The sequence below is a fragment of the Sporosarcina sp. P12(2017) genome (assembly GCF_002743035.1).
In the GTDB taxonomy this organism is placed as follows: Bacteria; Bacillota; Bacilli; order Bacillales_A; family Planococcaceae; genus Sporosarcina; species Sporosarcina ureae.
Genome location: NZ_PDYL01000007.1, coordinates 112,666 through 124,581, shown reverse-complemented (window position 1 = coordinate 124,581; position 11,916 = coordinate 112,666). Strand labels below are relative to the sequence as shown.

Genomic DNA, 11,916 nt, shown 5'->3' with positions numbered 1-11,916 from the left:
CATGGCGGAGTCCGCAAGTTATTTACTTCTCTACGCCTTTGATAATTAGATCAGTTTGTATTTTCGTATAGAGTTGTAACGTATATTGTTTGCGCAACGCCCATCTTCTGAATGACCACATTTGGCCAGAAATGAGGATGTGGTGTGCGGTCAATGATACTTCATCCGGTCCGATGCGTAGATTCCCAGCTTCCATGCATTTACGAATGATGATCTCAAATTGCTCGACCATTTCCAGTTCTTTAGTGAGTACATAACGAAGCGCTTCGTTTGGTAACGACTTCGACTCCTGGTACATGACGAGGAATTCATCTGACATTTGATCGATGACTTCGTAATACCGTGCAATCGCCACACGTAGCCCTTCTACCGTATTGTCATTGTTATCGAGTTCAGATAAACGAAACTTGACTTCATTATAAATATTGTCACAGACGAGATAAAGGACATCTTCTTTTGTCCGAATATACTCGTACAATGTGCCAATACTGAAGCCCGCTTCTTTGGCGATTTCACGTGTAGTCGTCCTGTGGAATCCTTTATCGATAAACAATTTCACAGCGCCCCGGCTAATTTGTTCACGTCGCTTCTGAACGAGTTCTTCGTCTTTGACGGTAGATTTCACTTCATGTTTTGGCATTGCATAGACCTCCTGTTATTTCGTCAGCATACGCGAGATGACGAGACGTTGAATTTCTTGTGTACCTTCATAAATTTGCGTGATTTTTGCGTCACGCATATAGCGCTCTACCGGATAATCTTTTGTATAACCGTAGCCGCCGAATACTTGAACCGCTTCTGTTGTTACTTTCATCGCTGTGTCACCAGCCATTAATTTTGCCATAGCAGATGCTTTACCATACGGCAGGTCGTTCGATTCGAGCCATGCTGCTTGGTATGTTAACAGACGAGATGCTTCTGTCGCTGTCGCCATATCCGCTAATTTGAAGCTGATGCCTTGGTTGGCCACGATGGGCTTGCCGAATTGTACACGTTCTTTTGAGTAGTCGACTGCAGCATCCAATGCGCCTTGTGCAATTCCTACTGCTTGAGCAGCAATTCCGTTACGTCCGCCATCAAGTGTTTTCATTGCGATAATGAACCCATCACCTTCTTCTCCTAGAAGGTTTTCTTTCGGCACGCGACAGTTATCCAATACGACTTCTGTTGTCGGGGATGAACGAATTCCCAATTTCTTCTCTTTTTTACCTACAGAAAATCCTTCGAATGTGCTTTCTACAATGAATGCGCTTGTTCCTTTATGTTTGGATTCTGGATCCGTTACAGCGAATACGATATATGTGTCAGCAATTCCGCCATTTGTGATGAAGATTTTCGAGCCATTAAGCACGTAGTCGTCACCGTCAAGCTTTGCCGTAGTTTTCATGCCGCCTGCGTCTGATCCTGAGCCTGCTTCTGTTAGGCAGTATGCTCCCATCTTCGAACCTTCTGCAAGTGGGCGTAAGTATTTTTGTTTTTGTTCTTCGTTGCCGTATTTGAATAGTGGCCATCCTGCTAGAGATGTGTGTGCAGACAGGACGACGCCTGTAGATGCGCAGACACGCGATAGTTCTTCTACTGCGATGACGTAGGCTAGGTAATCGCTGCCGATGCCGCCGTATTCTTCTGGCCACGGAATGCCTGTGAGTCCGAGTTCGGCCATCTTGTGGAAGATGTCCATGTCGAAGGTTTCGTCTTCGTCTCGTTGTGCTGCGGTTGGTGCTACTTCTTTTTGTGCAAAGTCGCGCACCATTTTTCTGATCATTTCGTGTTCTTCTGATAATTTAAAGTCCATTGTTCTCCCACCCTTTTGTTTGTTTGGTTGATTAATGAATGTAATTGCTAAAGCTTAAGTTAGGCTTGTGGTTTGGGGATTGGGGCTCCAGACAGGGACGCTTTCCGGAGGGCCCGCGGTGAGCCAACTAGTCGCTAGTGCAAAGATGTGCTCATAACGCTTCGCTCTTACTCGCAAAAGCCGTACTTCGCTACGGCTCTTGCTCCTCTAGTTGTCTCACCTGATCGGGCTGATCCTCCCGGAGTCGCCCTGTCTTCCGCCCCAATCCCTACTTATAGCTTGTTGAAGCAAACTGACATCATTAAATTAGTAAGTTGTTGTGAATCAATCACAGCCGTAGTTTGTGCTAACCGCGCCATGCGCTCCCCTAAGCGCTTCTAACTTTAGTTTGTTAGGTGTTTGGCGATGACTACTTTTTGGATTTCGCTTGTGCCTTCGTAGATTTGGCATACTTTTGCGTCGCGGAAGTAGCGTTCTACTGGATAGTCTTTTGTGTAGCCGTAGCCGCCGAATACTTGGACGGCTTCTATGGAGTTGTCTACGGATGCTTGGGATGCGAATAGTTTGGCCATGGAGGCTTCTTTGCCGCATGGTTTGCCTTCGGAACGTAGCCAAGCTGCGCGGTAGACTAGGAGTCTAGCCGCTTCTGTTGCGGTGGCCATGTCGGCTAGTTTGAATCCAATGCCTTGGTTGGCTGCGATTGGTTTGCCGAATTGTTCGCGTTCTTTTGCGTAGGCAACCGCGGCTTCTAGTGAGGCTTCTGCTATGCCTAGCGCTTGAGCGGCGATACCTATTCGACCGACGTCGAGGTTGGCCATGGCGATTTTAAAGCCGCCTTCTTCTTCACCTAGTCTATTTTCCACTGGTACTTTCATATTGTCGAAGCTGAGCGCGACGGTTCGAGAGCCGTGGAGGCCCATTTTCTTTTCGTCTTTACCTATAGATAATCCCGGTGTGTCTCGGTCGACGATGAATGCGGTGATGCCGTATGTTCCTTTTTCAGTAGCCGTGTTAGCAAAGACGATGTAGACGTCCGCTTCCCCACCGTTTGTGATGAACATTTTGGAGCCATTAATTACGTAGTGATCATCGACTCGCTTCGCTTTTGTTTTCAAAGAACCCGCGTCTGATCCGGACGATGCTTCTGTCAGACAGAATGCACCGAGATATTCGCCGGATGCCATTTTCGGCAAGTAGCGTTTCTTTTGTTCTTCCGTGCCGAAGTAAAGGATCGGATTCATTCCAACAGAAGTATGGACAGACAACACGACCCCCATGACAGCGCTGACTTTTGATAGTTCGTGAATCGCGATGATATATGACAGGAAGTCCATCTCTGAACCTCCATACTGTTCAGGCGCTGTAATTCCCATCAATCCAAGCTCGCCCATTTTCTCTAGTAGTTCACGCGGAAATTCTCCATCTTCCATCCGGGGAATCCAAGGTTCGATCTCGTTCTTTGCGAAATCACGAACCATTTGGCGCATCATTTGTTGTTCTTCTGTTAATGTAAAATCCATCCTTTTCACCTCTTGCTTTCAACTTAATTCCTTTATTCGTATGAATAGAAACCGCGTCCAGTTTTCTTGCCGTGCCAACCTGCTTTAACGTATTTACGTAGCAACGGGCATGGACGGTATTTCGAGTCGCCGAATCCTTCATACAATGTTTCCATAATGTAGAGACATGTGTCGAGTCCGATGAAATCTGCCAGTTGCAGAGGCCCCATCGGATGATTCATTCCCATTTTCATAACATCGTCAATCGCTTCTTTCGTTGCGACACCTTCGTATAATGTGAAGATTGCCTCGTTGATCATCGGCATGAGCACACGGTTTGCGACGAAACCTGGTGCATCGTTCACTTCCACTGGTGTTTTATTGAGCTTTTTCGTCATCTCTTCGACTGCTTCGTAGACATCATCATCTGTAGCAAGGCCTCGGATAACTTCGACAAGCTGCATGACCGGTACCGGATTCATGAAGTGCATGCCAATCACTTTTCCTGGACGTTTAGTAGCTGCACCGATTTCCGTGATTGGCAACGAAGATGTGTTCGTTGCCAATATCGTATGTTCTGGTGTGATTTCATCTAGCTCTGCGAAGATTTTTGTTTTGATTGCCATATTTTCAACTGCCGCTTCGATGACGATGTCGGCATCTTTGGCATTTTGCATATCCAGTGATTTCGTGAAACGACCGAGGACTGCTTCTTTTTCTTCCTCGGTCATACGACCTTTTTCCACGTTGCGCGATAAGTTTTTCGTGATGACCTTAAAACCTCGGTCGTATGCTTCTTCATTGAGATCGTGAAGAGTTACTTGATAGCCTGCCTGTGCGCAGACCTGGGCAATTCCTCCGCCCATTTGCCCTGCACCAATTACGAATACTTTTTCAATTGTCATCTGGAATGCCCCCGATCAGTTAGTTTTTGGTACTTCGATCATGATGGCATCACCTTGGCCGCCACCTGAACAAATTGCTGCAATACCAATTCCACCACCGCGACGTTTTAGTTCATTCGCCAATGTCAGAACGACACGAGCTCCGCTTGCACCAATTGGGTGACCTAGTGCGACCGCTCCACCATTGACATTCACTTTTTCTTCGTCTAGTCCAGCGATTTGTGAGCTGGCAAGGGCAACGACTGCGAATGCTTCATTAATTTCGTAAAGATCAATGTCGTCTGCCGTTTTACCTGTTTTCTCAAGTAACGCCTTGATGACATGACCTGGTGTTTCAGGGAAACGTTCCGGTTCAATGGCAACTTCCGCGTGACCTAAAATAACAGCAAGCGGTTCTTTGCCTTGCTTCTTCGCTTCATCTTCATTCATTAACACAACCGCACATGCACCGTCGTTTATGCCGGGTGCGTTTCCAGCTGTGACACTTCCGTCTTTACCGAAAGCTGGGCGGAGTTTTGCCAACGCTTCAAGTGAACTGCCTCTACGCGGGCCTTCATCTTCTGTCACAACGACTGGCTCGCCTTTACGTTGTGGAATGCTGACTCCAACGATTTCTTCTGCGAATAATCCTTTTTCCATCGCTTCAAGTGCACGTTCATGACTGCGTAATGACCATTTGTCCTGCGTTTCACGGCTTACTGAAAAGTCGTTTGCTGTACTGTTTCCGTATGTGCCCATGTGGACATTGCCTTCGGAGAATGAACACGTCAGTCCATCATAAATCATGCCGTCTACTAATGTGCTATCGCCCATTTTCAAGCCTGAACGGACATTTGCGTAATACGGTGCGTTGGTCATCGATTCCATACCACCAGCGACGATCGTTGTCTCATCCCCAAGTCGGATCAACTGATCAGCGAGTGTGATACTGCGCATTCCAGAAGCGCATACTTTGTTGATCGTTTCAGTCTTGACGCCGTATGGAATGCCGCCTTTGACAGCCGCTTGACGGGAAGGAATTTGGCCTTGCCCTGCTTGTAAAACAGTCCCCATGATGACTTCGTCTACTTGATCGCCGTGTATGCCAGCGCGTGCAAGCGCTTCCTTGATGGCAATACCACCAAGATCACTTGCTGTTTTCGATTGCAATGCACCGCTTAATTTTCCAAATGGTGTTCTAGCACCTTGTAAGATCACTGTTCTCATTTCCCTTTTCCCCCTAGTAGTTTACTGACTGAACGCTCGCTCGATACCTTACTACTAAATAAGAGGGCGTTTAGACCCTCTTATTAATAGTTTATTGAATTGTTAGCGTTTTAGATATCTTAATTGTACGGTATTTACACGATATTCGCAATAATTTTAATCTTGTTTTCTATCGTCGGTTTCCGGTGTTTCATCCTCTGTTTCAACCGTTACAGCTAACTCAGGCTCCAGAATCCCTTCTTCCGACTCTACTATTTCCTCTACTTCTTCAGATTCAGAGACTGTTTGGTATTCTCCAAAGATCGAGCGTTCCAATAGTTCAGCAATATCGTATGTGCCAACTTGTTCTTCGACTTCAACAGCTTTCGTTCCGTCAGACAACATCGTCAAGCAATACGGACAACCTGATGAAATGATTCCCGGACTGACTTCAAGTGCTTGTTCAGTACGTGCTACGTTGACGCGCTGACCCGTATCTTCTTCCATCCACATCATACCGCCACCCGCTCCACAGCACATGCCGTCTTCACGGTTACGTTCCATTTCTACCAACTGAACGCCTGGAATTGCTTTAAGAATTTCTCTCGGCTGATCGTAGACGTCGTTATAGCGACCTAGATAACAAGAGTCGTGGAATGTGATAACTTCATCAATTTCATATTTCGGTACTAGCTTGCCTGCCGTAACCAGTTCGTGTAGCAACTCGGTATGGTGTTTAACGATGACTTGCAGTCCGAAATCTGGGTATTCATTTTTGAAGATATTGTATGCGTGCGGATCGATCGTAACAATTTTAGAGACGTTCGTTTTTTCAAATTCTGCGATATTTGCTGTTGCGAGCTCTTGGAATAAGAATTCATTCCCGAGACGACGTGGTGTGTCTCCCGAGTTCTTCTCTTTGTTACCAAGAATCGCGAAGCTTACCCCTGCTTCATTCAATAAATGTGCGAACGATAGAGCAATTTTCTGTGAGCGGTTATCAAACGCACCCATAGAACCAACCCACAGTAAGTATTCGAAGTCTTCTCCAGCTTTTTTCGCTTCCTTCACTGTCGGGATGTGCAAGTCTGGACGTGCGTCTCTCCAGTTTTCTTTCTCTTTACGGTTAAGGCCCCATGGATTACCTTGACGTTCGATGTTGGTCATCGCGCGCTGTGCATCTTGGTTCATCTTCCCTTCCGTCATAACAAGATAACGTCGAAGATCAATAATTTTATCTACGTGTTCATTCATTACCGGGCACTGGTCTTCACAGTTACGGCACGTCGTACATGCCCAGATTTCTTCTTCTGTGATGACGTCACCGATCAATGAAGGATTGTATAGTTCGTCCATTGTCATTCCTTCTGCCGTAGCAGCGAGTGCCAATTGATTTCCTTGTGAGTTTTTAAACATTAGTTGAGGTACCCATGGCTGTTGCTTCGTCATGACAGCACCTGTGTTTGTTAAGTGATCACGTAGCTTCGTAATCAAGTCCATCGGTGACAGCATTTTACCTGTACCTGTTGCCGGACACATATTTGTACAACGTCCACATTCTACACATGCATAGAAGTCGATCATTTGCGCTTGTGTGAAGTCCGTGATCTTGCCTACACCAAGTGGCGGCATATCGTCTTCGTCTTCGATTTCTTCAAGTGCTTCAAAATCGATTGGCTTCAAACGTCCCGCGTGATCTAAACGGTGGAAATAAACATTTGCCGGACCCGCGATCAAGTGCGCGTGCTTGGATTGTGGTACATACACTAGGAACGTCAGCAATGTCAGTAAGTGTACCCACCAGCCAACAAAGAATATGGTAACGGCTACGCCTGTTGGAACAGCGCTGAATACAGTTGCGATGAGCGATGCCATAGGCTCTGTCCATGTAGTGCCTTCATTATGCCAAATCATATTCGCCCCGTTAGCGACCAGTGTGGACAGCATAAGTAGTCCAATAAATATAAGAACTAGACCGGATTTCCAACCGCGCTTTAGACGAACTAGTTTCTCCATGTAACGACGGTAGAACGCCCATACGACCGCTACTAAGATAACGAATACGACAATCTCTTGGAAGAATGTAAATGCCGGATACAACGGGCCAAGTGGCAAGTGTGAACCTGGCTTTAAGCCTTTCCAAATCAGGTCAATTGCCCCAAATTGAACGAGTAGGAAGCCATAAAAGAACATGACGTGGATGGCCCCACTCTTTTTATCTTTCAATAGTTTCTTTTGTCCAAATACATACACCCAAATTTTCTTTAGTCGCGCTTTGACGTCATTGTCGAATTCTTCTTTTCTCCCCAGTCGGATGAATTCGTAGCGAGTTTTTAATAGATATAGGAATAGACCAAAGCCGTATACGACAACTGCTACAAATAAAATCCAGTTTGCGATGAGTAGTATATTCATCTCTTATTCCCCTTCCATTTCTTCTACTTGAGATCCCCTTTAAGAAACCGCTTTCAATAATATTCTATATCTAGTGTAATAATGAATGATCATTCAGTCAACAGTTTTTAAAAGTTTATTTTTTATTTTCTTACTATGGTTGAAAGCCCTTTTTGTCAAGCATTTATTTATTTTTTATGATTATTCTCTCACTTAGACCCGTCATTACGGACTTTATAGTCACGTTATTTTCGTTAACGACTCCACATAGGAAGCGGAATCGTTACAAATTAGTGAAAATGTACTCACTACACATCTAGCACAATAGTATTTTGAATAAGATAGAATATTCCAACTTTATTGTATCTTAATACAGCAAATTCGTCCATTTCATGATAACGTTTTCATAATGTATCGCTAGCATTGGAAAGGGGTTTTCATTATGTATCGATTGTATGCGCGGTTATTTCAAAAAGGACTCAAAGTGGGAATGAATTTTTTACCTTGGCGAGAGCCTGAGCTGCTAGTCGGCCCTGGAAGTTTGGAAGGCCTTGCAGGGAAAGTGAAAAGTCTTGGAATTCACAGCGTGCTCATTATTACGGATCGCGAAATTGCCAAGCTTGGCTTACTAGACGTCATGCTAGTCGGGCTCGATTCACTCGGAATCAACTATTTGGTATATGACCAAACTGTCGCGAATCCCACGATAGTCAATATTGAAGAAGCGCGCGGTTTGTACGTAGCGAATGAATGCGAGGCGCTCATTGCGTTCGGTGGTGGATCTCCGATTGATTGTGCAAAAGCAGTAGGTGCGAGAATTGCGAGACCGGGGAAACAAATTCCCGAGTTGAAAGGTTTATTTCACGTGCGCAAGCGAATCCCGACGTTGTTCACGGTACCTACGACAGCGGGAACAGGAAGTGAAGCAACGCTTGCTGCAGTCGTGACGAATAGTGAGACACTTGAGAAGTATGCGATCAATGATACGTCACTGATCCCCCACTACGCTGTACTCGATCCATTATTGACAATGAAATTGCCGCCAGCGATTACCGCTGCTACTGGAATGGATGCGTTAACGCACGCAGTGGAAGCGTATATTGGCAACAGTAATACGTATGAAACGTGGAAAGATAGCCGTGAAGTAGTGCAACTCGTATTCTCAAATTTATATGAAGCGTATCGCAATGGAGATAATTTGACTGCGCGAACGAATATGCAATGGACTTCTTATTTAGCAGGCAAAGCATTTACTCGAGCGTATGTTGGAAATGTCCATGCTATTGCACACACGCTCGGCGGATTTTACAGCATGCCACACGGATTAGCGAATGCGATTATTTTGCCACACGTGCTCGAGTATTACGGCAAAAGTGTATACGACCCCCTTTCCGAGTTGGCTGATTTAATTGGCATTACCAGTCATTCGGATACGAAGCGAATGAAGGCCGAGAAGTTTATCGAGGAAATTCGAGCGTTGAATCATGCGATGAATATCCCGGAGCAGGTGGATGTAATTATGGTTGAAGATATTCCGTTGATGGTTAAACGCGCCTCGGCAGAAGCGAATCCTCTGTATCCTGTGCCGAAGATTTTGAGTAAGAGAGAGTTTACGGAGTTGTATGAGGTGATTCGGGTTTGATGTGGTTTTGGGATTGAGCGGATGCGGGGGTGGATAGAGCGGATGGGCGGGGACATTGAGCGCTTTAGCCTCGACATTGAGCGGATACGAAGATACATTGAGCGCTTTGGCCTCGACATTGAGCGGATACGCGGACGCATTGAGCGCTTTGGCCTCGACATTGAGCGAACATGCAGAAACATTGAACGCCACACCACAAAAAAAACAAGGCCCCCTGGCACTACCAGGGGGGCCTTGTATACTCATGATTACTTATCTTTTTTCTCATTCGTGCGGAATACTTTTGCGCTACGGACGTATTCATTGTCTGAAATGCCGAGTCGAGCGTTCACGATGCGTGCCGCTACGAATAGGTAGTCCGACAGGCGGTTCAAGTAGCGTCCAACAACCGGTGATACGTCGTCTGCTGCGTTCATCAACGTGACGGTTACACGTTCAGCGCGGCGTGTGACGGTACGCGCGATGTGCAATGTTGCTGCAGCTGGTGAGCCACCTGGTAGGATGAAGCGTTCTAGTTCAGGCGCTTCTTCCATTAGCTTATCGATTCGGTTTTCGAGAACTGTGACAGGTTCTTCGTCGAGCTTGTAATGACGCTCTTTCATAACGTTCGCTAAGTCGCCGCCACCGTCGAATAATTCATTTTGAATTGTTTCAAGATCAGTTAGGATATCTGCAAACTTCTCTCCGTCAAGTTCCGTCATCGCTTTACCGATGAATGAATTCAGTTCATCGATCGTGCCGTATGCTTCGACGCGCAAATCGTCTTTTGCGACGCGTCCACCAATTAAACTAGTTGTTCCTTTATCGCCAGTCTTCGTATAGATTTTCATTTCACTTCACTCCTTTAATTGTTTGAGGAATACCATACCAAATTCTTGTAACAGTTGTTGCTTCTGCGAATAATTGCTGATACAAACGGCCGCATCGATCGCGGAGTTCCCGTTGCTGTGCGTCAAGCGGTACAATGCCTCGCCCGATTTCCGTCAAAATGAAGACGGTGTTCGGTCCACTAATTTCGCGTACCGCTTTACTTGCTTCTGTTTCTGTTATGTCTGTCGTCATCAGCCACTCGTGTAAATCGGTAATGATGAGTGATTCACCGGGGTTAGCGGTTGCTGCTGTATCCATTGTACAGAAACATGCCGCCGTATCGCCAATCCAACGTCTCACATAGTCCGTTTTGCCGTTATAGGCACCTCCGATAAAGACGTGCATGGCTTCCCCTCCTTGAATTCTTTTTCGCTAGCCCATTCGAGTTGCCAAATGGAGCCGTTCGTTACGTCCCATTCCCAAAATGAACGTTGATCTTGCATGAACGTATCGAGCACTACACGAATCACGCCGCCATGTGTCACCACTACTGCTTCATTCCGCAGTTCAGCTAACGCATCCAACACGCGTGACTTAACCTGTTGCAATGTTTCTCCATTGCGCGGTGGTGTGTTCCACGAATCGTCTAGCCAGTTGCGATAGTCGGGGTCATTTTTCAACTGATCATACGTCTGTTCTTCAAAGTCTCCGAAATTACATTCCCGCCAGCGCGGATCGGCCGTAAAGTTGATTTGTGGAAAATAAATGGCCGCTGTTTGACGCGTTCTGATCAAATCACTTCCCACTACCTGTTTGACAGGCACTGGAAACTCAATAGCCTCGCCTTCTAAAGAAACCAATCCGCTATCCGTCCACCCACAATATACCTTCTGTGCATTCGCAGTCGTCTTTAAATGCCGAACGAGAAATATACGATAAGGACGAGCCATAATAGCACCTCCATTCCTTCAATGAATGCTCCACATAGATCCCCTGTGACACCGCCAAAATGTTTGATCGTCCAGCGATTATAAAGCCAGATGGCCAAGCACATGACGAGTAGCACGACGGGGAGTAATAAAATGGAACGGTCTTGAATACTTAACAGAACAACCGTTACTATGCTGATTGTACTTACAGCAACTAGCATCCGCCCGCGCAGGAAGTGTTGTTTGAAAAAGTGCGCAATGCCGCTCGGTTTCGCAGTTTTCGTTACTGTGTAATACCCTACTAAAGCGGCGCGGGAGAGAATCGGCACCGCCACGAGCAATGCCCAACCGTTTACAAGCTGCAGAATTTCAATGAATAGACCGATTTTTAAACAGAGTAAAACGAGTAACGACAACGTGCCGAATGCGCCGAGTCGCGGGTCATCCATGATGGTCAGGCGTTTTTCACGATCTTGATAGGAAAAGAATGCATCGCCAAGATCCGCAAAACCGTCTACATGCAAGCCGCCAGTCGCAATGAGTCCCGCAAGCAAAATGAGTACCGCTGCGAGGAAACTATTGAAATCACTCATGATATAGGCAACGCCCGCTAGCAGTAGACCGATTCCACCACCGACGAACGGCAGCGCGATGTACATGCCGGATACTTCTTTTTTCCCGAGCGGCAGTTCTTTATGAACAGGTAGCGATGTGAAAAATTGGAGCGCTAATAAAATGCTATTCATCTTCTCGCTCC

Annotated in this window: 11 protein-coding genes; 1 reads left to right on the top strand and 10 read right to left on the bottom strand. The window is 46.2% G+C overall.

Features of this window, described 5'->3' with window-relative positions:
* Positions 1-22: 22 nt before the first annotated feature.
* The 6 genes from CSV80_RS07490 to CSV80_RS07465 form a co-directional block, all read right to left on the bottom strand.
* Positions 23-640 (bottom strand): TetR/AcrR family transcriptional regulator, encoded by a 618-nt coding sequence (locus tag CSV80_RS07490; protein WP_099670312.1) that lies wholly within the window; start codon positions 638-640, stop codon positions 23-25.
* A 15-nt stretch (positions 641-655) separates the two neighbouring features.
* On the bottom strand, positions 656-1,795 hold the full coding sequence (locus CSV80_RS07485) for an acyl-CoA dehydrogenase (protein ID WP_099670311.1): 1,140 nt from the start codon (positions 1,793-1,795) through the stop codon (positions 656-658).
* Between the two features lie 383 nt (positions 1,796-2,178).
* A complete protein-coding gene (locus CSV80_RS07480) occupies positions 2,179-3,315 on the bottom strand; it encodes an acyl-CoA dehydrogenase (protein ID WP_099670310.1) in 1,137 nt (378 codons plus the stop codon).
* Positions 3,316-3,347: 32 nt separating this feature from the next.
* Positions 3,348-4,199, bottom strand: a complete 852-nt coding sequence (locus tag CSV80_RS07475; protein WP_099670309.1) for a 3-hydroxybutyryl-CoA dehydrogenase — start codon at positions 4,197-4,199, stop codon at positions 3,348-3,350.
* A gap of 15 nt (positions 4,200-4,214) precedes the next feature.
* Positions 4,215-5,405, bottom strand: coding sequence for an acetyl-CoA C-acetyltransferase (locus CSV80_RS07470; protein ID WP_099670308.1), 1,191 nt, complete (start codon positions 5,403-5,405; stop codon positions 4,215-4,217).
* Between the two features lie 156 nt (positions 5,406-5,561).
* The gene (locus CSV80_RS07465) at positions 5,562-7,799 is read right to left on the bottom strand and encodes a (Fe-S)-binding protein (protein WP_099670307.1); all 2,238 of its coding nucleotides are present in this window, start codon (positions 7,797-7,799) and stop codon (positions 5,562-5,564) included.
* A 421-nt stretch (positions 7,800-8,220) separates the two neighbouring features.
* On the opposite strand from CSV80_RS07465, the gene CSV80_RS07460 reads away from it, so the two are divergent.
* On the top strand, positions 8,221-9,420 hold the full coding sequence (locus tag CSV80_RS07460) for an iron-containing alcohol dehydrogenase (protein ID WP_099670306.1): 1,200 nt from the start codon (positions 8,221-8,223) through the stop codon (positions 9,418-9,420).
* A gap of 248 nt (positions 9,421-9,668) precedes the next feature.
* Here CSV80_RS07460 and CSV80_RS07455 read toward each other — a convergent pair whose 3' ends face one another.
* Genes CSV80_RS07455 through cobS form a run of 4 tightly spaced genes read right to left on the bottom strand, consistent with a single transcriptional unit; the run spans position 9,669 to position 11,905 of the window.
* Positions 9,669-10,250, bottom strand: a complete 582-nt coding sequence (locus CSV80_RS07455) for a cob(I)yrinic acid a,c-diamide adenosyltransferase (protein WP_099670305.1) — start codon at positions 10,248-10,250, stop codon at positions 9,669-9,671.
* A 1-nt stretch (position 10,251) separates the two neighbouring features.
* The gene (locus tag CSV80_RS07450; protein WP_099670304.1) at positions 10,252-10,635 is read right to left on the bottom strand and encodes a bifunctional adenosylcobinamide kinase/adenosylcobinamide-phosphate guanylyltransferase; all 384 of its coding nucleotides are present in this window, start codon (positions 10,633-10,635) and stop codon (positions 10,252-10,254) included.
* Entirely contained in the window at positions 10,587-11,180 is a 594-nt protein-coding gene (locus CSV80_RS07445; protein WP_099670303.1) for a histidine phosphatase family protein, read from the bottom strand. Before CSV80_RS07445 ends, CSV80_RS07450 begins: the two co-directional genes overlap by 49 nt.
* Positions 11,141-11,905 (bottom strand): adenosylcobinamide-GDP ribazoletransferase, encoded by a 765-nt coding sequence (gene cobS / locus CSV80_RS07440; protein ID WP_099670302.1) that lies wholly within the window; start codon positions 11,903-11,905, stop codon positions 11,141-11,143. Before cobS ends, CSV80_RS07445 begins: the two co-directional genes overlap by 40 nt.
* Between the last annotated feature and the right edge of the window lie 11 nt (positions 11,906-11,916).

Bases quoted from the DNA above. Each gene is read 5' to 3' on its own strand.
- CSV80_RS07485 (WP_099670311.1), bottom strand. From the start codon at position 1,795: ATGGACTTTAAATTATCAGAAGAACACGAAATGATCAGAAAAATGGTG.
- CSV80_RS07455 (WP_099670305.1), bottom strand. From the start codon at position 10,250: ATGAAAATCTATACGAAGACTGGCGATAAAGGAACAACTAGTTTAATT.
- CSV80_RS07480 (WP_099670310.1), bottom strand. From the start codon at position 3,315: ATGGATTTTACATTAACAGAAGAACAACAAATGATGCGCCAAATGGTT.
- CSV80_RS07470 (WP_099670308.1), bottom strand. From the start codon at position 5,405: ATGAGAACAGTGATCTTACAAGGTGCTAGAACACCATTTGGAAAATTA.
- CSV80_RS07450 (WP_099670304.1), bottom strand. From the start codon at position 10,635: ATGCACGTCTTTATCGGAGGTGCCTATAACGGCAAAACGGACTATGTG.
- CSV80_RS07490 (WP_099670312.1), bottom strand. From the start codon at position 640: ATGCCAAAACATGAAGTGAAATCTACCGTCAAAGACGAAGAACTCGTT.
- cobS (WP_099670302.1), bottom strand. From the start codon at position 11,905: ATGAATAGCATTTTATTAGCGCTCCAATTTTTCACATCGCTACCTGTT.
- CSV80_RS07445 (WP_099670303.1), bottom strand. From the start codon at position 11,180: ATGGCTCGTCCTTATCGTATATTTCTCGTTCGGCATTTAAAGACGACT.
- CSV80_RS07460 (WP_099670306.1), top strand. From the start codon at position 8,221: ATGTATCGATTGTATGCGCGGTTATTTCAAAAAGGACTCAAAGTGGGA.
- CSV80_RS07475 (WP_099670309.1), bottom strand. From the start codon at position 4,199: ATGACAATTGAAAAAGTATTCGTAATTGGTGCAGGGCAAATGGGCGGA.
- CSV80_RS07465 (WP_099670307.1), bottom strand. From the start codon at position 7,799: ATGAATATACTACTCATCGCAAACTGGATTTTATTTGTAGCAGTTGTC.